20 protein-coding genes and 1 riboswitch are annotated in these 21121 nt (G+C 43.6%); of the genes, 11 read left to right on the forward strand and 9 right to left on the reverse strand.

The genetic code is table 11. From position 1 onward, the window contains the following. Positions 1–80: 80 nt before the first annotated feature. Positions 81–467, forward strand: coding sequence for a hypothetical protein (locus tag ABWU87_RS04945; protein ID WP_353333812.1), 387 nt, complete (start codon positions 81–83; stop codon positions 465–467). Between the two features lie 283 nt (positions 468–750). Here ABWU87_RS04945 and thiD read toward each other — a convergent pair whose 3' ends face one another. Then, a complete protein-coding gene (thiD, locus tag ABWU87_RS04950) occupies positions 751–1563 on the reverse strand; it encodes a bifunctional hydroxymethylpyrimidine kinase/phosphomethylpyrimidine kinase (RefSeq protein ID WP_353333814.1) in 813 nt (270 codons plus the stop codon). A gap of 337 nt (positions 1564–1900) precedes the next feature. After that, positions 1901–1995, forward strand: a riboswitch (TPP riboswitch). A gap of 64 nt (positions 1996–2059) precedes the next feature. On the opposite strand from thiD, the gene thiS reads away from it, so the two are divergent. The 7 genes from thiS to ABWU87_RS04985 all read left to right on the forward strand — a co-directional run bounded on the left by thiS (position 2060) and on the right by ABWU87_RS04985 (position 8855). Further along, a complete protein-coding gene (gene thiS, locus ABWU87_RS04955; protein ID WP_353333816.1) occupies positions 2060–2260 on the forward strand; it encodes a sulfur carrier protein ThiS in 201 nt (66 codons plus the stop codon). Positions 2261–2265: 5 nt separating this feature from the next. Next, a complete protein-coding gene (locus ABWU87_RS04960; RefSeq protein ID WP_353333818.1) occupies positions 2266–2889 on the forward strand; it encodes a thiamine phosphate synthase in 624 nt (207 codons plus the stop codon). 209 nt (positions 2890–3098) lie between these two features. Next, complete coding sequence (locus tag ABWU87_RS04965; RefSeq protein ID WP_353333820.1) at positions 3099–3869, forward strand: thiazole synthase; 771 nt, start codon at positions 3099–3101, stop codon at positions 3867–3869. 18 nt (positions 3870–3887) lie between these two features. After that, positions 3888–5582, forward strand: coding sequence for a phosphomethylpyrimidine synthase ThiC (gene thiC / locus ABWU87_RS04970; RefSeq protein ID WP_353333822.1), 1695 nt, complete (start codon positions 3888–3890; stop codon positions 5580–5582). A gap of 247 nt (positions 5583–5829) precedes the next feature. Beyond that, the gene (gene thiH, locus ABWU87_RS04975) at positions 5830–6942 is read left to right on the forward strand and encodes a 2-iminoacetate synthase ThiH (protein WP_353333824.1); all 1113 of its coding nucleotides are present in this window, start codon (positions 5830–5832) and stop codon (positions 6940–6942) included. A 558-nt stretch (positions 6943–7500) separates the two neighbouring features. Then, positions 7501–8190: a HesA/MoeB/ThiF family protein gene (locus tag ABWU87_RS04980; RefSeq protein ID WP_353334418.1), complete on the forward strand. Its 690-nt coding sequence runs from the start codon at positions 7501–7503 to the stop codon at positions 8188–8190. Positions 8191–8246: 56 nt separating this feature from the next. Next, the gene (locus ABWU87_RS04985; protein ID WP_353333825.1) at positions 8247–8855 is read left to right on the forward strand and encodes a thiamine phosphate synthase; all 609 of its coding nucleotides are present in this window, start codon (positions 8247–8249) and stop codon (positions 8853–8855) included. Positions 8856–8944: 89 nt separating this feature from the next. Here ABWU87_RS04985 and ABWU87_RS04990 read toward each other — a convergent pair whose 3' ends face one another. The 3 genes from ABWU87_RS04990 to ppdK all read right to left on the reverse strand — a co-directional run bounded on the left by ABWU87_RS04990 (position 8945) and on the right by ppdK (position 13256). Beyond that, complete coding sequence (locus ABWU87_RS04990) at positions 8945–9334, reverse strand: hypothetical protein (protein ID WP_353333827.1); 390 nt, start codon at positions 9332–9334, stop codon at positions 8945–8947. A gap of 181 nt (positions 9335–9515) precedes the next feature. After that, on the reverse strand, positions 9516–10148 hold the full coding sequence (locus ABWU87_RS04995) for a porin family protein (protein ID WP_353333829.1): 633 nt from the start codon (positions 10146–10148) through the stop codon (positions 9516–9518). Positions 10149–10535: 387 nt separating this feature from the next. After that, positions 10536–13256: a pyruvate, phosphate dikinase gene (gene ppdK / locus ABWU87_RS05000; RefSeq protein ID WP_353333831.1), complete on the reverse strand. Its 2721-nt coding sequence runs from the start codon at positions 13254–13256 to the stop codon at positions 10536–10538. Positions 13257–13455: 199 nt separating this feature from the next. On the opposite strand from ppdK, the gene rlmD reads away from it, so the two are divergent. Further along, positions 13456–14874 carry a 23S rRNA (uracil(1939)-C(5))-methyltransferase RlmD gene (rlmD, locus tag ABWU87_RS05005; RefSeq protein ID WP_353333833.1) on the forward strand — a complete coding sequence of 473 codons (1419 nt, stop codon included), beginning with the start codon at positions 13456–13458 and terminating at the stop codon, positions 14872–14874. Between the two features lie 12 nt (positions 14875–14886). Next, positions 14887–15837 (forward strand): RluA family pseudouridine synthase, encoded by a 951-nt coding sequence (locus ABWU87_RS05010; protein ID WP_353333835.1) that lies wholly within the window; start codon positions 14887–14889, stop codon positions 15835–15837. A gap of 245 nt (positions 15838–16082) precedes the next feature. Here ABWU87_RS05010 and ABWU87_RS05015 read toward each other — a convergent pair whose 3' ends face one another. Both ABWU87_RS05015 and ABWU87_RS05020 read right to left on the reverse strand, forming a co-directional pair. Continuing rightward, positions 16083–16886 (reverse strand): Cof-type HAD-IIB family hydrolase, encoded by an 804-nt coding sequence (locus ABWU87_RS05015; protein WP_353333837.1) that lies wholly within the window; start codon positions 16884–16886, stop codon positions 16083–16085. Positions 16887–16891: 5 nt separating this feature from the next. Continuing rightward, positions 16892–17323, reverse strand: coding sequence for a hypothetical protein (locus tag ABWU87_RS05020; RefSeq protein ID WP_353333839.1), 432 nt, complete (start codon positions 17321–17323; stop codon positions 16892–16894). Between the two features lie 226 nt (positions 17324–17549). Between ABWU87_RS05020 and ABWU87_RS05025 the strand changes: the two genes are divergently transcribed. Continuing rightward, the gene (locus ABWU87_RS05025) at positions 17550–18842 is read left to right on the forward strand and encodes a DNA recombination protein RmuC (protein WP_353333841.1); all 1293 of its coding nucleotides are present in this window, start codon (positions 17550–17552) and stop codon (positions 18840–18842) included. A 189-nt stretch (positions 18843–19031) separates the two neighbouring features. On the opposite strand, the gene ABWU87_RS05030 is transcribed toward ABWU87_RS05025, so the two are convergent. The 3 genes from ABWU87_RS05030 to nhaA all read right to left on the reverse strand — a co-directional run bounded on the left by ABWU87_RS05030 (position 19032) and on the right by nhaA (position 21084). Then, complete coding sequence (locus ABWU87_RS05030; protein WP_353333842.1) at positions 19032–19163, reverse strand: hypothetical protein; 132 nt, start codon at positions 19161–19163, stop codon at positions 19032–19034. A gap of 303 nt (positions 19164–19466) precedes the next feature. Continuing rightward, positions 19467–19697, reverse strand: a complete 231-nt coding sequence (locus ABWU87_RS05035) for a Na+/H+ antiporter NhaA (RefSeq protein ID WP_434533917.1) — start codon at positions 19695–19697, stop codon at positions 19467–19469. A 34-nt stretch (positions 19698–19731) separates the two neighbouring features. Beyond that, the gene (nhaA, locus tag ABWU87_RS05040; protein ID WP_353333844.1) at positions 19732–21084 is read right to left on the reverse strand and encodes a Na+/H+ antiporter NhaA; all 1353 of its coding nucleotides are present in this window, start codon (positions 21082–21084) and stop codon (positions 19732–19734) included. Positions 21085–21121: the final 37 nt, after the last annotated feature.

The raw sequence follows: 21121 nt of genomic DNA on the forward strand, positions 1-21121 counted from the left end.
CCCCTGGGATGCTATTTATTCCTGCCCTATATTTGTGACATCACAAACAACTTAGGTATTAATTTTAAAAAAGAGGTGTTATGAAGAAGATAGTATTGTTATTAGTTGCCATCATGATGGTATCAATAAGTTCGGTAAGCATGGCTTCAAACAAAGGTAAGCATCACCATAAAGGGAATCGCACTGAAGTAATTGTAATCCATGAAAATAGAAGAGGTCATGATTGTCGCAAATACAGAGATCGCGACTATAGAGACGAGGATCGTTACTATCGCCACGACAACAGAAGATGCGATGATTACAGAGATGGCAGACGTTGCGAAGTGAGATACAAGAAGCATAAATGCAAAGGGCACAGATGCGATGGATACTGCTATGAGCCTCATCGCCACCATCACAACACAGACGCCAAAGTTGCCGGTGCAATTCTTGGTACTGCAGCTCTTGTTCTGCTGACTACTCATTAATAATCAAGTTGAAATTTGGGTTCTGCGGCAAAAAGTCTATCTTCGGATGGCTTTTGCCGCAGTTTTTATTTCCTGCGGACCAGTGACGCGTTTTTTTCAGAGCACAATCATAGCGCAATGTGAATTATATCCCAAACAAACGCACCTGGTTATAAATCTTCCCGATAGAATACCAACTAAGCGCATTTCATTTTACCGGGATTGTAGAATGGGATTATTTCTTATTCCCTTTGCATCAGATACAATATCCAACCGATAGTGCCGGCGAAAATATCACTTTTGCCTATTCCCAGAATGCAAAGAAATGATGAACCGGGCCATGCCCTTTCCCTATTTCATAATCAGCCCCAGAGGCTATTGCCTGGGTGATGTATTCCTTGGCATTCCGCACAGCCTCATTCAGGGATAAACCTTTTGCCAGAAAAGAGGCCAGAGCCGACGACAAGGTACAACCCGTACCATGTGTATTGCGTGATTTAATCCTTGCGGCACGAAGCTCAATGATTTCATCCGTTTCGGCATTATAGAAAAGGTCGGTCAGTTCATCGCTCTCCAGATGCCCTGCCTTCAACAACACAGAGACCATTCCATTACAGGAGAGTTTTCTTATTACACGAGGAAAATCTTCCTTCCGCACTATTCGCTCTCCCAACAAAACCTCTGCTTCAGGAATATTAGGCGTAATTACCCGTACAAATGGAATCAACTCCCGTTTCAAAGCACTAATGGCTTCTTTCTTAAGTAAATCGTCACCGGATGTGGCTGCCATGACGGGGTCGAGCACGATATTCCGGACGTCATATGCAGACAATGCCTCTCGTACTGCCATAATTTGCGAGGATGAATGAAGCATACCGATTTTTATCGCATCGGCGCCAATATCGTCGAGCACGGATTTGATTTGCCCTTTCACAAAAGAGGCGGGAATGGGATGAACAGCCTTTACCCTTGTGGTATCTTCATCCACAACAGCTGTAATGGCAGTCATTGCATAACATCCACAGGCAGAGATAGTCTTTATGTCGGCCTGAATGCCTGCACCGCCGCTCGGGTCGCTCCCGGCAATGGAAAGTACACGTTTATATAGTTTGGGCATCAGTTCTGATTTTTGTACGGTTTGTATCTATTTCCCGGTACCATTCAAAGAAACAGAGAGGCAAATATACAAGATTTATACGGTAAGTCAGCCAAAAAACTGAGCAATAACCAATTGAAACTCATCCAACATCTTATTAATCAGTTTATATTTTATACAAAACAAGCTACGCCGCCCCCTTTCGCTCACTCTTATATCCTGTTCATGTTGACCGGTCATTTATATCGTCTTGCTAGAGGAACAAACAGCTACAAACAGAACAAAAAGAAAAACGGGGAAAGAGATAAATATCTCCCGATTGTGAAATAATTCGTTTTTTTTAGTTTACTTTGCCCCCGTAAAGACAAAGGGGTGCCCCGTTAGAGGGCTGAGATTATACCCTAAGAACCTGAAGCAGTTAGTACTGCCGTAGGGATTGTTACTCACACATTCTTCCTTCATCGCTGCACGCTTTGTATTTACACTTTTACGTATTACCCAATTTAAAGATGTAAATATGAAAGTACAGGTTAACAACCAGGAGATGGAGCTCTCGGCTCAATCGTCCATCCAGCAACTTTCTGAAACAATGGAACTGCCGCAAGCCGGAGTTGCTATTGCCGTGAATAATAAAATGGTTCCCCGCACACAGTGGCATCAGTTTTTCCTTCAGGAGAACGACCAGGTTGTGATTATCAAAGCTGCTTGTGGAGGATAACGGCCATGAAACTTCAGTTTATCACACACTTTACCGACCGATATTCCTATTACGACTCCGCACGCATGGCGCTGGAAGGTGGATGCCGATGGATTCAGTTGCGAATGAAAGAGGCGCCTATCGATTCAATTGAGGCGGAAGCTATCCGTATTATGAAGCTATGCCGGGATTACAAGGCGACCTTTATCATTGACGACCATGTGGAACTGGCGAAAAAGCTGGGGGCCGACGGGGTGCATCTGGGATTGAATGATATGCCCATTGCCCATGCCAGGGCGTTTCTTGGCAAAAACTTCATTATTGGCGGGACTGCCAACACGTTTGAAAACGTGAAGAGGCATGTTGATGTGGGAGCCGACTACATTGGCATGGGGCCATTTCGGTACACCACCACGAAAAAGAACCTAAGCCCGCTGCTTGGATTGGAGGGGTATTCCAATATTCTTTCTCAAATGAGAGCCGAAGGAATCTCCGTTCCGGTGGTGGCCATCGGAGGAATCACGTACGAAGATATCGGTGACATTATAACAACCGGTGTATCGGGCATCGCTTTGTCGGGTACCATCCTCCGGGCTGCAAATCCGGTTACGGAGACTGCAAGAATTATGCAGAAGCTCGGCAACGGATAGAAGAGATTGATAAAGTAAAACCGTAACAGAATTTCTTTCAAGGCTTTACCATCATAAGTACCATTTGATTTATAGATCTATTTTAAATGGCAGGCTCCCGCTTATCAGAAAGCAATGTAACGAGCCATAATTAATAGATGAGGGCGGCTCTGAAAATTCCACAGGGCGCCAATGATTATAAATAAACGAACAAACAAAACTAAAATAGAATGGAAAAATTGATTATTGCAGGGAGAGAGTTTAACTCCCGACTATTCTTAGGAACAGGAAAATTCAACTCCAACCAAATTATGGAGGAAGCCATCCTGGCTTCGGGCAGCGAAATGGTGACGGTTGCCATGAAACGCATCGACATGGATAACAAGGAGGATGACATGCTGAAGCACATTGCGCACCCTCATATCCAACTATTGCCCAACACCTCGGGCGTGCGAAATGCGGAAGAGGCGGTTTTCGCGGCTCAGATGGCACGCGAAGCTTTCGGGACCAACTGGCTGAAACTGGAGATTCACCTCGACCCTCGCTATCTTCTCCCCGATTCTGTGGAAACGCTGAAGGCAACCGAACAACTGGTGAAGCTGGGGTTCGTGGTATTGCCCTACTGTCAGGCAGACCCGGTGCTCTGCAAGCAATTGGAGGAGGCAGGCGCCGCAACTGTAATGCCGCTGGGCGCACCCATCGGGACCAACAAAGGGTTGCAGACCAGGGATTTTATCCGCATCATCATTGAGCAGGCGGGAATTCCCGTTGTGGTTGATGCCGGTATCGGCGCTCCGAGCCATGCGGCGGAAGCAATGGAAATGGGAGCCTCGGCAGTGTTGGTAAACACGGCAATTGCCGTTGCCGGCAATCCGGTGGAGATGGCAAAAGCATTCAGACTTTCCGTTGAGGCGGGAAAAATGGCATACGAATCTCAATTAGCCGCTCCGGGCCTCATCGCACAGGCAAGCAGTCCGCTAACCAGTTTTTTAAATGTATAAAGTAACCAGAGCCCGATTATGAATAGTGAAATAACAAGAACTCCTTTCCCGAATTCAGAAAAAGTATATATAAACGGGGTGTTGCACCCCATCAAGGTGGCGATGCGCAAGATAAAGCTGACCGATACCGTTGAGGTTGTCAATGGCGAAAGGCTCTTTCAGAAGAACGACGATGTGGTTGTGTACGACACCAGCGGTCCGTTTACCGATCCCACCATTCAGATTGATCTGAAGAAAGGCCTCCCCCGCCTGCGCGAGCCGTGGATTATGGAACGCGGCGATGTAGAACAGTTGAGCGACATCACTTCTCAGTACGGACGTATGCGCCGGGCCGACAAAAGTCTGGACTCCCTGCGGTTTGAACACATCGAACTGCCTTACCGGGCGAAAGCCGGAAAGCAGGTTTCGCAGATGTATTATGCCAAGCAAGGCATCATCACACCCGAAATGGAGTATGTTTCCATCCGCGAGAACCAGAACAATGCGGAACTGGGGATAGAATCGCACATCTCACCCGAGTTTGTCCGTCGGGAAATTGCCGAAGGACGGGCGGTTCTTCCGGTCAACATCAACCATCCCGAGGCGGAGCCCATGATTATCGGCCGCAACTTCAGGGTGAAGATCAACACAAACATCGGCAACTCGGCCACCTCCTCGGGCATTGAGGAAGAGGTGGAAAAGGCAGTCTGGTCATGCCGTTGGGGAGGCGATACGCTGATGGACCTCTCTACCGGCGGCAACATTCACGAAACCCGCGAATGGATTGTGCGCAACTGCCCTGTTCCGGTGGGTACAGTACCCATCTATCAGGCATTGGAGAAGGTGGAAGGCAAGGTGGAAGAGCTCTCCTGGGAAATTTACCGTGATACGCTCATCGAACAGTGCGAACAAGGGGTGGATTACTTCACGATCCATGCCGGCATTCGCCTGCACAACGTGCACTTGGCCGAGAAACGCCTCACAGGCATTGTGTCGCGCGGCGGTTCCATCATGTCGAAATGGTGCTTGGTTCACAACCGGGAGAGTTTTCTGTACGATCACTTTGACGATATCTGCGAAATCCTGGCACAGTACGACGTGGCCATTTCGCTGGGCGACGGTCTGCGTCCGGGAAGCATCCACGATGCCAACGATGAGGCTCAGTTTGCCGAGCTAGATACACTGGGCGAGCTGGTGCAACGTGCCTGGAAGCACAACGTGCAGGCCTTTATCGAAGGACCGGGACACGTGCCAATGCACAAAATCCGCGAGAACATGGAGCGCCAGATATCCGCCTGCCACGATGCACCTTTCTATACGCTCGGCCCGCTCACCACGGACATTGCTCCGGGTTACGACCACATTACCAGCGCCATTGGCGGTGCGCAGATAGCCTGGTTGGGAACGGCGATGCTTTGCTACGTAACCCCCAAGGAACATCTGGGGCTGCCCGACAAAGAAGATGTGCGCGTGGGGGTAATCACCTACAAGATTGCCGCACATGCCGCCGACCTGGCCAAAGGTTTCCCCGGTGCTGAGGTGCGTGATAACGCTCTGAGCAAGGCACGATACGAATTCCGCTGGAAAGACCAGTTCAACTTGTCGCTCGACCCGGAAAGGGCTTTGGAGTACTATAAGCAAAATGTACATGAAGAGGGGCAGTATTGCACCATGTGCGGACCCAATTTCTGCGCGATGCGCCTCTCGCGCGACCTGAAAGATTGTGCTAAATAATCTCTCCCGAAGAAGATTTGAAATCATCCAAGGAGGTTTGGATTCTTAAAGGATAAATTAAAACATCCTCTGGATAGATATAATCTCTTATCAGGAGGTTTGCAAACCATCCGAAGAAGATTCAGGATCTTACAGGTTATATTAAAATTATCTTGTACAGAAGAATGCATTCTTCTGTACAAAACAAAACAATCTTCTGTACAAAAGATTGCATTCTTTTGTACAGGAATTTAATAACATAACAGCAATGTTTTCAGAAGTACTAGAAAAGATTTCCTGGAATGACTCCACAAAAGCCATTTACGCAAAGACTTCCACCGATGTGGAACGCGCTCTTTCCAAAGAGCACCTGGATGTAAACGATTTCATGGCACTTATTTCTCCTGCCGCCGAGCCCTATCTGGAGGTGATGGCACAGCTAAGCCGCCAATACACCTTGCAACGTTTTGGCAAAACCATCTCCATGTTTGTGCCGCTCTATATCACCAACTCGTGCACCAACCACTGCATCTACTGCGGATTTCAGCACAACAACCCCATTGCCAGGGTTATCCTTACGGAAGAGGAAATCGAGAACGAGTTCAAGGCAATCAAGAAGCTGGCGCCGTTCGAGAATCTACTGCTGGTTACCGGCGAAAATCCGGCAGCAGCCGGTGTGGGGCATATCGAAAGGGCGCTTCAGCTGGCAAAGCCCTACTTCTCGAACCTGCAGATTGAGGTGATGCCTCTGAAGGCGGATGAGTACGAACGCCTCATCCATTCGGGCCTAAACGGGGTAATCTGCTTTCAGGAAACCTACAACAAGGCCAACTACAAAATTTATCACCCGAAGGGGATGAAATCGAAGTTTGAATGGCGGGTAAACGGGTTCGACCGCATGGGACAAGCCGGCGTACACAAAATTGGCATGGGTGTACTTATCGGTCTGGAAGACTGGCGCACGGATGTAACCATGATGGCACATCACCTGCGTTACCTGCAAAAACATTACTGGAAGACGAAATACAGCGTCAACTTCCCGCGGATGCGCCCCTCCGAAGGACACTTCCAGCCCAATGTAGCGATGAGCGATCGGGAACTTGCCCAGCTTACCTTCGCCTTCCGTATCTTCGATCGTGATGTGGACATCTCCTATTCCACGCGTGAGAGCGCCGAGTTCCGAAACAACATGGCAACACTTGGAGTAACCACCATGAGTGCAGAAAGTAAAACGGAGCCGGGCGGATACTACAGCTATCCACAGGCGTTGGAGCAGTTTGCCATCAATGATAACCGCACGGCGGTTCAGGTGGAAAAGGATCTTAAACTGCTAGGACGCGAACCGGTTTGGAAGGATTGGGACCAGGTTTTTGACAGGTGAAAACAGGTATAAAAACGGTATATGGCAAACGGAACTTCAGGGCTTATCCTGATGTATCAATTGTTGTGATCGAGCAATACAACGGATGCTGGAGGTTGATCCTTGATTATAAAATCCGGTTTTTCGTCCTGCGCCGGCAAAGAACCGGATTTAGCCCAGCATATCTGGGGCGTTCATCCAAAAGGTTTGTACTCCATTTCGCGGCAGATTCATGTTTAATCCCTCAAACTTGGAGCGTTTGCTTACTGCCTTTTCGCCCTGCGCCGGCAAAGAATCGTGAATAGCATTCCGAACTTGCTCTTTCCGTTTTTAAAAGAGATCGGGGAAAACCATTTGATAAATAGGCTTTCAATATCCGGAAAAAGGAAAACTGATTATTCTTTGAAAAAATAATATTCCTGCCCGGCAAACCTACTCGATTAATTGATTTATAGATGCATTTGAAAGGATATCCCCCCGTTTATCGGGAAGCTGTATAACAAATTGCAAATTGACAGCTTAGGTACTATTCTGAAAATTATAAGCGGACAATAATAAACAAATAAAAATAAAATAATGATGAGATACGACAGGCAGACCATACTTCCAGATATAGGAAAAGAGGGTCAGGCAAAGCTAAAAAACGCATCGGTATTAATTGTGGGTGTGGGTGGATTGGGCTCTCCCATCGCCCTCTACCTCACTGCTGCAGGTATAGGAACGTTGGGAATTGCAGACGGAGACAGGGTAAGTCTTACCAATCTGCAACGCCAGGTTCTTTATACAGAAGGTGGATTGGATGAAACAAAGGTGATTTGCGCCCGTGAAAAGTTGCTTTCGCTTAACTCGGAAGTCACGATAAACGCTTATCCGTATAATCTCACAGCCGAAAATGCAGAAGAGATCATAGATTTGTATGATATAGTAGTGGACGGATGCGACAACTTTGCCACCCGCTATCTGATAAACGACACCTGCGTAAAGCTGGGAAAGCCCTATGTATACGGTGCCATTTATGGCTGGGAAGGACAAGTCTCCGTCTTTAATCACAAAAGCGGAAAGAATTACCGCGACCTCTTCCCCGACGAGCAGGCTATGATGAGCATGCCTTCGCCCGGGAAAGGGGTTATTGGGGTGACTCCTGCCATTACCGGGAGCGTTGAAGCCACAGAGGTAATCAAGCTAATCTGCGGGGCCGGCAATTTGTTGGACGGGAAGCTTTGGAGCATTGACCTGCTAACCTTGCAGAGTAACATTATTTCACTTTAAATAAACTCATGCTAAGGTAGTTATTGTTAACTTTGCACTGTTATTTAAAAAAGGAAATGAAAATTATAGTTGTAACGACCCCCAATTTCTTTACACAAGAAGACCAGATTATCACTGCGCTATTTGAGGAAGGGCTGGATATTCTCCACTTGAGAAAGCCGGAAGCTTCGGCACTTTATTCGGAACGGCTTTTGTCGTTAATTCCCGAGAAGTACCACAAAAGAATTGTAACGCACGACCACTTTTATCTGAAAGAGGAATTTGGACTGATGGGCATTCACCTGAATTCCCGCAACCCCAACGTTCCGGATAACTACTCCGGACACATCAGTTGTTCGTGCCATTCAACCGAAGAGGTCAGAATCAAGAAGGGATCCTATGACTATGTTTTCATGAGTCCAGTATTTGACAGTATCACCAAAGAGAACTATCCTTCAAAATATACTGCAGAAGAGTTGAGATATGCCGCCAAAGAAGGCATTATCGATAAGAATGTTATAGCGCTGGGCGGCATTACAGTTGAGAATATACTACAAGTGAAAGACTTTGGCTTTGGAGGAGCAGCCATTTTGGGCGACCTCTGGGGAAAGTTTGATAGTCGCAACGATCAGGACTACCAAGGAGTAATTAGGCATTTCAAGAAGTTGAAAGAGATGGCCGATTAATTTACATTCATTTTATTAAATAAAAAAAGAAGGAGTCTTTAGTATAAAATCTCCTTCTTTTTTTGCTGAATACATTATTAATCTGCTCATTACTCATATAACAGCTGATCATTGTTTTCATTGTAAACAGTTAGATTAATTAGACCTACAAATTTGAGATACTGTCCTCTTGACAAGACTTGTCTTGCATTTCCAAGATTAAAGTATATTGCCTTCTCAGCAGCCTCTTTTACAGATGCTCCTTTTTCAGATTCCTTTGTCATAACCTTTTGTGCTTCGGAGAAAATGTAACGCATCACATCTTTCTGGTGATAGCTCATGTCTAAAAAATCAGCAATGCCTTCAAATGTTGTTTTATTATTCATCTTATGAATAAAACTATTTGAAAAGCTTGTTGTTACTTTTGTACTCGAATTGTCTGCAAACGAAACAGTTGACAAGCCCAACGCTGCCAATACCAAAATTAAAAAACGCTTCATACCTTAAATATTAACTATTAAAAACCTCATAAAAAAACAGAGAATACCAGAAGCTGTGTTCATAGTATTCTCTGTCAAAAAATTATTTTATCCTTTCAGTTATGCAAAGATAAGGATTGATAAGGTATATCGCAAATTATACAACAACAAAATATGTTATACAACATATTTTTAATAGTTTTTAGAATTTATATCCAACGCAGATGGAGAAGTTTATGTTCTTTGGTGCTTCATTTTCACTGTTCAGTTTGATAGCTCCCCACTGTCCATCAACTCCAACAATAAACTTCTTTATTTCAAGAGATGCACCTATGCCAAATCCGGCATCAAAACGGTCGATGTCAACATCGCTACTGGAAAAGGTTCCTCGTGATTCCTTAACTTCTACTCCGTTTACCTTAGCTTTAACTGTTGTATTACCTCCCACACCATACGCAAGGTAAGGACCGGCAGCCAGCACAATATTCATGCCTTCTGAAACTGCGAATCGGACCTGCGCATTAATCGGTAATTCAAGGTAAAGCTGATTGACTGTCATATTTAAACCTAATCCTGAAGGAATATCCTCAGACGGAGCAATGGCAGCATCTACTTTTGCACCTTTGGATGATAAAAACAAAGATGGTTGTAATGACCAGGCTTTATCGAACGCATATTCCATGCCCACGCCCAGTTTATAACCAACTTTCATTTTAGTATCATTATCTCCCGACCAGTTGCTCATATTCATTCCAGCTTTAGCGTTCCAAGATACCTGAGAGAATCCGGCAAGTGAAAACAACGAAAACAATACAAAAATCAAACTTTTTTTCATAGTCTTACAATTAAATTGATTATTGAAACTTGATATTTGAGAATAAAAATTGTAAATAGAGTTCTCAAATGTAACAATTGTTTTTTAATAAACAATAAAATTTACAAAATAATAAACAACAGCGTTAATAAATATGTCTTAAACAGATTATTATATTGAAAACAGATGTAATATGATTGAATTACAATTTGAATTTTCATTTCAATCTGATTTTGACAACATAAAAAAATGTCAGTCATTTATTTAGTTACAGGCTAACACAACAAAATTATTGATCGTGCATTATGCAAAAAGGGACGCCCTTCATCAGGGAATCCCTTTTAACCATAATAGCTTAAATGCTATAAACTAACTAACTTATATAATACCAATTTGTACAATAATATTTTATGCTTCAATTGCTGCCTGAGCTGCTGCAAGACGTGCAATAGGTACACGGAACGGAGAACAACTCACATAGTCGAGACCTACTCTATGACAGAACTTAACTGAAGATGGTTCGCCACCATGCTCACCACAGATACCGCATTTCAGTTCTGGACGAACAGAACGGCCTTTTTCCACAGCCATCTTAACTAACTGGCCCACACCGTTTTGGTCAAGAACCTGGAACGGATCCACCTGCAGAATTTTCTTCTCCAAATAAATTGGCAGGAAGGAAGCTACGTCGTCACGTGAATATCCAAAGGTCATCTGAGTAAGGTCATTTGTTCCGAAAGAGAAGAATTCAGCACCTTGCGCAATCCGTTCGGCAGTTAGGGCCGCACGTGGCACCTCAATCATGGTTCCAACAGTAAAGTTAATACTGTCACCCATTTCTTTAAACAATGCTGCAGCCTCTTCGCGAATTACATTTTCCTGTTCTTTAAATTCAGGCAGCAAACCTGTAAGTGGAACCATAATTTCGGGGTAGGCAGTTACTCCTTCTTTTTTCAATTCGAGCGCAGCTCCTAGAATAGCACGTGTTTGCATTCGTGTGATTTCAGGATAGGTATTTCCCAAACGGCAACCGCGGTGACCAAGCATCGGATTTTGTTCATGGAGTGCCTCTACTCTCTGCTTGATATATTTCAATGAAACTCCCATGGTTTCAGCCATTTCCAATTGTCCTTTATCATCGTGAGGAACAAACTCATGCAAAGGAGGATCGAGCAGACGAACGGTTACAGGGCAACCTTCCATTGCTTTGAATATTCCCTTAAAGTCGGCCTTTTGATATGGAAGAATCTTAGCTAATGCAGCTTCGCGACCTTCTGCAGTTTCAGAAAGAATCATTTCACGCATTGCTTTAATCTTTTCTCCTTCAAAGAACATGTGTTCAGTGCGGCACAGCCCAATACCAATCGCACCAAATTTGCGTGCTACTTCAGCATCATGAGGAGTATCGGCATTTGTTCTTACTTTCAGACGGGTGTACTTATCAGCCAATGACATTAATTCGGCAAAGTCGCCCGAAAGTTCAGCCGCTTTAGTTGCAACTTTACCTTCGTATACTTCTCCTGTAGTACCATTAATAGAGATAAAATCACCTTCTTTAAGCAGAACGCCATCAACCTCTAAAGTTCTTGCCTTATAATCAATATTCAAAGCTCCGGCACCCGACACGCAACATTTTCCCATTCCGCGGGCAACAACAGCGGCATGTGATGTCATACCTCCACGAGCTGTAAGGATACCTTCGGCAACTGCCATACCGGCTAGGTCTTCGGGAGAAGTTTCCACGCGAACCATTACCACTTTTTGACCATCAGCATGCCATTTAGCAGCATCATCTGCAAAGAAAACAATCTGTCCGGTCGCAGCACCCGGTGATGCCGGTAAGCCTTTGGCAATAACCTTAACATTTTTCAAGGCTGCTTTATCAAATACAGGGTGAAGAAGTTCGTCCAGTTTATTAGGCTCCACACGGTTCAACGCAGTTTTTTCATCAATCATTCCCTGTTTGAGTAAATCCATTGCGATTTTCACCATTGCAGCACCGGTACGTTTACCGTTACGAGTCTGAAGGAACCAAAGTTTGCCTTCCTGTACGGTAAATTCCATATCCTGCATATCGCGGTAATGATTTTCGAGTTTTGTTTGAAGAGCATCTAGTTCTTTATAGATTTCGGGCATAGCTTCCTCCATAGAAGGATATTTTGCTGCACGTTCCTCTTCTGAAACGCCGGCCAGTTGTGCCCAGCGCTGAGAACCAATCTTAGTAATCTGTTGCGGAGTACGGATACCTGCTACAACGTCTTCGCCCTGAGCATTAATCAGGTATTCACCGTTAAACAAGTCTTCTCCGTTTCCTGCATCTCTCGAGAAACAAACGCCTGTAGCAGAAGTATCGCCCATGTTACCGAATACCATAGCCTGAACACTAACAGCTGTTCCCCATTCTGCCGGAATTCCTTCCATCTTTCTGTAAAGAATAGCACGTTCGTTCATCCAGGAATCAAATACAGCACAGATGGCTCCCCAAAGCTGTTCGTAAGCACAAGTCGGGAAGTCGTGTCCAGTCTGTTTCTTCACTGCAGCTTTAAATTTCTTAACCAGTTCTTTCAGGTCAGCTACTTCCAGTTCATTGTCCAGCTTCACTCCTTTTGCTTCTTTTACCTCTTCGATAATCGCTTCAAAAGGATCGATATCTTCTTTATTGGTAGGTTTCATGCCTAGAACTACGTCGCCATACATCTGAACGAAACGTCTATATGAATCCCATGCAAAACGAGCATTACCTGTTTTACGAGTTAAACCTTCAACCACTTCATCATTCAATCCTAAATTCAAAATGGTATCCATCATACCAGGCATGGAAGCTCTAGCTCCTGAGCGTACTGAAACCAGCAAAGGATTTTCCACATCACCGAATTTGGATTTCATCAATATTTCGACTTTAGCTACCGCTTTCTCTACTTCATCTTTAAGTAATTCTACCACTTTTTCTCTTCCCAGTTCGTAGTATTCTGTGCACACTTCTGTTGTGATAGTAAATCCGGGAGGCACTGGTACACCGATTAAATTCATCTCAGCCAGATTGGCCCCTTTACCTCCTAAAAGGTTTTTCATTTCGGCCTTGCCTTCAGCTTGACCGTTACCAAAGGTATAAACTCGTTTCTTATCCATAAGTATTAAATTATAAGTTCAAATGTGTTCTTCGAATTGCCTACAAATCTAATTATATTTTAAATAAATGAAAACTTTTTATGAAAAATATACATAACAATTGTGTTTTTTCTTTGTATTCGCACCTTTTCGAGGAATATATAACAAAAAGCTCAGTCAAAAAGTGTACTTTTGCGTAATTATTTAAAACTCATACAACGTGTCGCGTAAAACAAAAGATCTTCCTATACTTGAGAAGGTAACAATAACAGATGTGGCTGCCGAAGGTAAAGCCATCGCAAAAGTAAATGACTGGGTCGTATTTGTACCGTATGTGGTACCGGGTGATGTAGTTGATCTGAAGATTAAAAAGAGAAAGCATCATTATGCCGAAGCCGAAGCTGTGCATTTCCATGAATATTCCCCAGTACGGGCAACTCCTTTTTGCGAGCACTATGGCGTATGTGGTGGCTGTAAATGGCAATGCCTTCCTTACGAGGAGCAAATTAAATACAAACAAAAACAAGTAGTAGACAACCTTACCCGCATTGGCAAGATTGACATGCCCGAGGTCTCTCCTATTCTTGGTTCGGAGAAAACGACCTTTTATCGCAATAAACTTGAATTTACCTTTTCAAACAAACGCTGGCTTACCTATGAAGAGGTAAAACAAGGGGTTGTCTATGACCAGATGAATGCTGTTGGATTCCATATTCCGGGAGCTTTCGACAAAGTGCTCGCTATTGAGAAATGTTGGCTGCAGGATGATATCTCGAACAGAATCAGAAACGCCATTCGCGATTACGCATACAAGCATAACTACTCTTTCTTCAACCTAAGAACTCAGGAAGGCATGCTTCGCAATATGATGGTTCGTACATCGACCACCGGCGAATTGATGGTTATTCTTGCCTGCAAAATAGTGGAAGAGCAGGAAATGGACCTGTTCATGAAATTATTGGCCTTCGTAGCGGAACAGTTCCCCGAAATAACTTCGTTGATGTACGTGGTAAACAACAAGTGCAACGATACCATCACCGACCTGGATATATGTGTTTACAAAGGAAACGATCATATATTTGAAGAAATGGAAGGCCTAAAATTTAAAATCGGCCCGAAATCATTCTACCAAACTAATTCAGACCAGGCATACAACCTATATAAAATAGCCCGGAATTTTGCCGGACTTACAGGCAATGAACTTGTATACGACTTATATACCGGTACAGGAACAATTGCAAACTTTGTTTCAAAACAGGCAAAACAGGTAATAGGTATTGAATATGTTCCTGAAGCGATAGAAGATGCAAAAATCAACGCTGAGATTAACGGCATTAAAAACACCCTTTTCTTTGCCGGAGATATGAAAGATATGCTGACACAGGACTTTATCAACCAGTACGGACGCCCGGATGTTATTATTACCGACCCTCCTCGTGCCGGAATGCACCAGGATGTTGTTGACGTTATTCTGTTTGCCGAGCCTCAACGCATTGTTTATGTAAGCTGCAACCCGGCTACACAAGCACGCGACCTTTCATTATTGGATGCAAAATACAAACTGACAGCTGTTCAGCCGGTAGATATGTTCCCCCATACACACCATGTAGAGAATGTTGTTTTACTGGAAAAGAGATAAATAAATCCCGAAATGAAAAAGAGCAGAAAAAGTACGCCGGCAGAACGCATAAAGGCTAGCATGAATGTTTTGAAAGTGAGTGAGCCTTGTGAGCTGATGACGTTCCTTATGAATAAATTCAGTGGCATAAGTCGCACTGCAGCAAAGTCTTTACTGGCTAAGCGTCAAGTGATGGTTGATAATAAGATTACCACTCAATACAACTTCGAACTCCGTCCCGGGATGAAGGTAACCGTAAGCAAAGAAAAAGGCAAAAAGGAATTTACAAGCAGTTTGCTGAAGCTGGTTTACGAAGACCCATACATTATTGTGATTGACAAGAGAGAAGGATTATTATCAATTGGGACAGACAAGCAGAAAGAGCGCACGGCTCATTCCATACTGAACGAATATGTGCAACGCTCGGGAAAGAATCGCCGCGTTTTCATTGTTCACCGTCTTGATAAGGACACTTCGGGATTAATGGTCTTTGCAAAGGATGAGAAAACAAAGTTCACTTTGCAGGACTATTGGGACGAGATTGTTATAGACAGAAAATATGTGGCAGTTCTTTCAGGTGAAATAGAAAAAGATTTCGGTACAATCACTTCATGGCTGAAGGACAACAAAATGTTTGTCACCTACTCAAGCATGAGCAATAATGGTGGAGATAAAGCAATTACGCATTATAAGACCATCAAGCGTGCTAATGGCTATTCTTTGGTGGAATTGGAACTGGAAACAGGAAGAAAGAATCAGATTCGTGTGCATATGCAGGACTTGAAACATCCGGTAATTGGCGACGTGAAATATGGAGATGGAAACAATCCGATTGGCCGACTGGCTCTGCACGCTTTTAAACTCAAATTCTACCACCCGATAACAGGTAAAATCATGTCTTTTGAAGTTCAGTATCCAAGCGCTTTCAGAAAGCTGCTTATTAAGGAATCTGGAGCAAAAAAAGCAGAGAACGAACAGGAATAAGAAGAGAACGCACACTCGTTTTTTAGAAATTTTTGAAAACAATTCGATCTAATCGAACTTTTTATAGTAATGCATTGTTTAGTAATAAACAGTGCATTTTTGTTTAAGAAGATAATTTTCTGCTTTTACCTAACTATACATTTACATTTGATTCAAATTTCTAACAAAAAACGAGAGACTCTCTATAAAAAAGAGAGTCTCTCATTTTGTATTTATTCCGGATGCTTATTATACAAACCTTAACATTACAGTAAAAAGCGTTCTACCACATGGGCTACCCCGTCTTCTTCGTTCGACAAAGTGATAAAATCGGCCTGCTGCCTGACTATTAACTGTGCATTACCCATGGCCACACCCAGTCCGGCAAACTGAATCATCGACAAATCATTAAATCCATCTCCACAAGCCATCATCTCGTCTGCAGTCATGCCCAGCTTCTCAAGCAATATACCAAGTGATTGTGCTTTATCAATTCCGTTTGGCACCAACTCCAGGAAGAACGGTTCAGAACGAAAAACACCCATCGTTCCCTTCAGGTAATGGTTCATCTCTTTCTCAAGTGCCATCAATTGCTCGCTTTCACCGGTTATAAGGCATTTAGATACCGGATAATCGACGTAAGAGAGGAAGTTCTCTACCTTTTTAATCTCCATCTTATTCAGAAAAGCCTCTTTGTGCACATAGATATCATCGGGCGACTCTGTGATGATAAACTGATTCTGGTAGGTAATAATGGCAAAATCATTCTTTTTAGCACTCTTGTATAAATATGGCAGCACCTGCGGATCGAGCTGTCGGGCATGAAGCACCTCTTTGGTTTTCCAGTCGATTATCTCTCCGCCGTTGTATGACAGGATATAGCCTCCCAACGTATCCAGGCGCAACTCGTTTGCCAAAGGAACAATGCCATAAGTCGGTCTTCCGGAAGCCAGAACCACTTTTATTCCTTTTTCCTGAGCTTTCCGAATTGCTTCTTTGGTTTTTCCGGTTATCTTCTTTTGCGAATTGGTTAGCGTACCATCTAAGTCGAGTACTAAAAGTTTATACATTCCTATTATAAATTAGCATTATTAAAAGTCACATTCTCACCATTGAGCTTGCCTGACAGATAATCATTTCTTACCCAGACATTCTCAAAGTAAAGAATATCATTATTCCCGTAATTCATTATTAGACACTCCATGTTGTCATTATCCCATTCCCAAGTAAAACTATAGGAAATTGTTTTAGCCACAGTTGGCAGAGGTTTGTTATTCAGGTCCAGAGTGTTGTATATAAATATCTCCTGACCGTTTCCCTGCGGATTGAAAGAAAGCTTATGTGTGCAATAATAATGGTCGGAAGTGGTATAAGTCTCCACCCATATTTTTGAGCACAACGCCTGTGTAGAGTTGCGTTCAATGCCGTTATTCCATTCATCACAAGCCGACAAGCTGATAGTTGCCACTAGTATAAGAAACAATTTCATTAAATTCTTCGTCTTCATACGATTTTAGTTTTAGGGGGTTATAAATATAATTTGTTATTTGTGTTTAATAAATGATATACAAAAATGTGGAAAGAAATCTCTTCCAAGCGGAGATAATCCCCATTTTTATATAGGAAAACCCCTATTCTGACAATCGGGTGCAAAGGTACATCTTTTAGATAGTTCATAAAAGGCAAAAGATAAAAAAGGTATATCTTTGCAAGAATATTTAATATATGAGATTATGGAACTGACTTTATTAATTGCATGTATACTTTTGCTGCTACTGATTCTCTTCCTGCAGATAAGCAAAGGGAAAAATAGGGAAGAGAGCGAGCGTCTGGAAGCGACTCTAAAAGAACAGAGCAACCGGATGGAAAGCATAATCAGAGAACTAAACCAGCGGCTGGAGAATGTCTTCAGGGAGCAGGCTTATGAGAACCGCAACGAACTGAGCAAATCAATCAGGGAATTCCGGACCGAACTGTCGAACACGCTCAACACTTCCATGCAGCAAATGCAGGATACTCTTCATAAAAACCTGATTACCGGCAACGAACTGCAAAGAGAGAAGTTCGAAGCAATGGGTAAAACACAGGAAGCGCTGATTCAATCTACCGAAAAGCGCTTGGACGATATGCGCATGATGGTGGAAGAGAAACTGCAGAAAACCCTGAACGAGCGTATCGGTCAGTCGTTCGAAATGGTACGTACTCAACTGGAAAACGTACAGAAAGGCTTGGGCGAAATGAAATCGCTGGCACAGGATGTGGGAGGACTGAAAAAGGTGCTTAGCAATGTCAAGACACGCGGAACATTCGGAGAGGTGCAGCTGGGGGCTTTACTCGAGCAAATGATGAGCCCCGAACAGTACGAGGCTAACGTCAAGACAAAGAAAAGCGGAAACGGATTTGTTGAGTATGCCATCAAACTGCCGGGTAAAGACGATTCAAACGAAATTATCTACCTGCCCATTGACGCCAAATTCCCCAAGGATTCCTACGAGCAGTACTACGATGCCTTCGAGGCAGGCGATGCGTCATTGGTTGATTCCACCTCCAAGCAACTGGAAGCTACCATCAAGAAGATGGCAAAAGATATACACGACAAGTACATCGACCCACCGTTCACAACGGACTTTGCCATCCTTTTCCTGCCTTCTGAAAACATATACGCCGAAATTCTAAGGCGCACAGCCCTTATCGAATCTTTGCAAAAGGATTACAAAATTATGGTAACCGGCCCCACTACACTCGGAGCCATACTAAACAGTCTGCAGATGGGCTTCCGCACTTTAGCCATCCAGAAACGTACAAGCGAAGTATGGACAGTTCTGGGAGCCGTAAAAACAGAGTTTGCCAATTTTGGCGGAATGCTTAAAAAGGTGCAGAACAACCTGCAAACAGCGGGCAATCAGCTGGAAGAGGTAATGGGAAAACGCACCCGCGCCATTGAAAGAAGATTAAGGGATGTAGAGGCATTGCCGACAGAACAATCTCAGAAGATTCTTCCTCTTACCGAGATAGACGAGGAATAACGGCGTGAATTAAATATTTTTTGCCGAACAATTTCTCCGTACACCCGGGTGTACCGCACCCCTCCATCCGGGTGTACCGATGCCGTACATCCGGGTGTACGGGCTGTGTAGACCCGGGTGGAGCCGGCAAGACATATCAACAGAAAAATTATAAGCAGGAGTATCCATAAATTTCGCCTTGATAAGAATTCAATAAGCCTCATCGTATAGTCGCTTGATGCTCAGCATCGAACATCTACGTTGGCCTTTCAAGAATAAAGCCAGCTTTTTCTCAATATCATCTTGACGAGCAACCATCGCATCTTCAGCTTTATCTTTCATAAAAGACAATATTATAAAACATTACATCAGAACAAAACGCATTAAACAATTTATATACAAGAGTTTAACGCTTTATAATCGCACTTTTATCTTTACACAATCCCCCTATTACCACTGCGTGACTTTTTTTGAAGTCGCGCAGAAAGTCACACACCCATACCCTCTTGAAATACAATGCATTACAACGCTTCTGCGTGACTTGCGCGACTTGCGTGACTTCTAAAAATTAATTCTTTGGGGATTAGTACCATGTAGCTATTACAAATGCATCGTTTGACTTAAGCATTCGTAAGATGCAGATAATTAGTGGCATGTAGTTATCAATAGTGCCCACCCCGTGAAAATTCCAATGAACTTACCAAACAGTAATCCAAGAGCAACGCCCACTGTTACCTCACCAAACACCTCACCGCCTCCGCCTGAAAACACAACACCCGCATTGGCAAAGGCAAATACCGGCATGATAAAGAACAAAAAATAAAGAGAGCAACCCGATAGGCTGCTCTCTTTATTTTTTATCCCCTGCTCTAACACTATTGGCCAAGCAGTAAAGGTTATGATAACCGGTTTATTCCGCAATATGATTGTTGTTATTCTCCGGAAGAACCCTGTGCAGATACAGATAACCGATAATTCCGGAAAGAACCGTTCCGCAGATAATTCCCAACTTAGCCTGATTCAACAACACCGGTTGGGCACCTCCAAACGAGAGTGTGGCAATAAACAGGGCCACTGTAAAGCCAATACCACCCAACATGGAGACACCAGCCAGACTCTTCCAGCACATGCCATCGGGCATATTAGCTATTTTCAGCTTGATGGTCATCCAGGTAAATGTGAAAATTCCAATGAACTTACCAAACAGTAACCCAAGAGCAACGCCCACTGTTACATCGCCGAACACTTCACCACCTCCGCCTGAAAATACAACACCTGCATTGGCAAAAGCAAATATCGGCATGATAAAGTAGTTCACAGCACCCTGAAGGGCATCTTCCATGGATTGCAAAGGTGAAATTACATGGTCGGATGCCGACTCAATGCTTTTTAATCTTTCCAGTTGCTCATGTTCCAGAATAATGCTCTCCTTTCCCGATTCAGGGAATGAATGTATGTTTTCGCGGATGCGTTCAATGTACTTCCCTATTCTAAGATGTGGCTTAGCCGGAATGGTAAATGCAACCAATACACCGGCAACGGTGCTATGAATGCCCGACTGAAGGAAAAGGTACCATACCACTATTCCTAATGTTATATAAAACACCTTGTTCACAATACCGAGTTTATTGTTAGCATAAAGCATAACAGCCAAAATAACCGCAGCGGCAAGGATGTAGCTCATTTCTAAATTAGTAGCATAGAAGAGAGCAATTACAATGATTCCGCCAATATCGTCGACCACAGCGAAAGCTGTCAGGAAAATCTTCAGACTTAAAGGAACACGTTTACCTAACAGGCTTAATACGCCCAAAGAGAATGCGATATCGGTAGCCATTGGAGTTGCCATACCGTGAATTCCCGGTGCAGTAGGTACAATGAAACAATAGATAATCACCGGAATAATCATACCACCACATGCGGCAATAATTGGGAGCAAAGCTTGACGAATACTGGATAATTCTCCCACCAAAACTTCACGCTTGATTTCAAGACCTACCGAGAAAAAGAAGACAGCCATCAGTGCGTCATTGATGAAAGCCAGTAAGGTCATGGGTTCACCATGGTGACTGAATAGATTAAAATCGCCAACCTGGAAAGAGACAGGATAGTCTAAAACTGAGAGATACGCATCGCTTATAGGTGAATTTGCAATAATCATAGCCAAGACGGCTACCACCATAAGCACCATTCCACCGTTTACATTTTGTTTCAGAAAACTGTTAAACGAATATGCAATCGGTTTAATTTTTAAGTTATTCATGGTATTCTATTTTATATATGGTCATTAAACTTTTTCA

Source organism: Bacteroides sedimenti (assembly GCF_040365225.1).
GTDB lineage: Bacteria > Bacteroidota > Bacteroidia > Bacteroidales > Bacteroidaceae > Bacteroides > Bacteroides sedimenti.